At 62.9% G+C, this 1,367-nt stretch carries 1 protein-coding gene; it reads left to right on the top strand.

What is annotated here, in order from left to right; genetic code table 11:
• Positions 1-421: 421 nt before the first annotated feature.
• On the top strand, positions 422-1,367 hold a 946-nt coding region (locus DOM32_RS17470; protein ID WP_157957119.1), incomplete at its 3' end, for an NAD(P)/FAD-dependent oxidoreductase.

Here is a 1,367-nt window from a genome sequence, read left to right as displayed (position 1 = left end):
GACGAGTACTTTCATGGGTGTCCTCGCAGACTAGTGACAAACCGACCCCGCAGGCGTTGGTCGGCATCGACGATCGAACTACGGCGATCGTCAGCGTGACGGAAATGCCGGGCAACAAAAACGTCGGCGGAGACAGAATCACGCCGACGCCAGCTCGGGTCAACTCGGCGCTCCCTCCTGCTCCAGCCTGGTGCGCCATCGGGACAGGAACGAGCGAAAAATGCGATGATAGCGCATCAAAGGGGGGCTGCCGAAGCAGCACCTTCGCATAAGAAAAGCGCCTGTTGGCATAACATCAGGCAGCTGACTCACGTTAGGCTATAAAAAATGGCGGCCATCAGTCGTCGACGAACGGACCGGGCAGGCATGGCGGCACGCATCCTGCCAGCAAGCGAGGAGATCGGGTTTGGAACGTGAATCCATGGATTTCGACGTAGTGATCGTGGGGGCAGGCCCCAGCGGCCTGTCGGCGGCGTGTCGTTTGATGCAGCAGGCGAACGAGGCCGAACGGGAGCTCTCCGTCTGCGTGGTCGAGAAGGGTTCGGAGGTCGGCGCGCACATCCTCTCCGGGGCCGTGTTCGAACCGCGCGCGCTGTCGGAACTGTTCCCGGACTGGGCCGAGCGCGGCGCGCCGTTGAACACGCCGGTACTGCGCGACGAGCTCTATCTGCTGAAGGATGCCGACAAGGCCCAGAAGCTGCCCAACGCGCTGGTACCCAAGTCGATGCACAATGCTGGCCACGCCAGCTCGAACGGCACCGACAATCCGAACTATGTCATCAGCGCCGGCAACCTCTGTCGCTGGCTGGCCGAGCAGGCCGAAGGGCTGGGTGTCGAAATCTTTCCCGGCTTCGCCGCCCAGGAAGCGATCGTCGACGACGAAGGCATCGTGCGGGGCATCATCACCGGCGACATGGGCGTCGCCGCCGACGGCAGCGAGACCGCCAACTACATGCCCGGCATGGAACTGCGTGCCAAGTACACCCTGTTCTGCGAAGGCGCACGGGGCCATATCGGCAAGCAGCTGATCTCGCGCTTCGATCTCGATGCGAACCGCGACCCGCAACATTACGCCATCGGCTTCAAGGAGCTGTGGGACGTGCCCGCCGAGCAGCATGAGCCCGGCCTGGTGCTGCACGGCTCCGGCTGGCCCCTGAATGACAAGAACCATGGCGGCGACAGCCATGGCGGCTGGTTTCTCTATCACGGCGACAACCAGCAGGTGATGGTGGGGCTGATCGTCGACCTGGCGTACCGCAACCCTTATCTGTCGCCGTTCGACGAATTCCAGCGCATGAAGCATCACTCGCTGCTGAAACGCCATCTCGAAGGCGGCAAACGTGTCGCCTATGGTGCCCGCGCGATCA

The sequence above is a fragment of the Salinicola salarius genome (genome assembly GCF_003206135.1).
GTDB classification, from domain to species: domain Bacteria; phylum Pseudomonadota; class Gammaproteobacteria; order Pseudomonadales; family Halomonadaceae; genus Salinicola; species Salinicola salarius.
The sequence above is the reverse complement of the archived record's forward strand: the minus strand, read 5'-3'. Positions and strand labels throughout refer to the sequence as shown.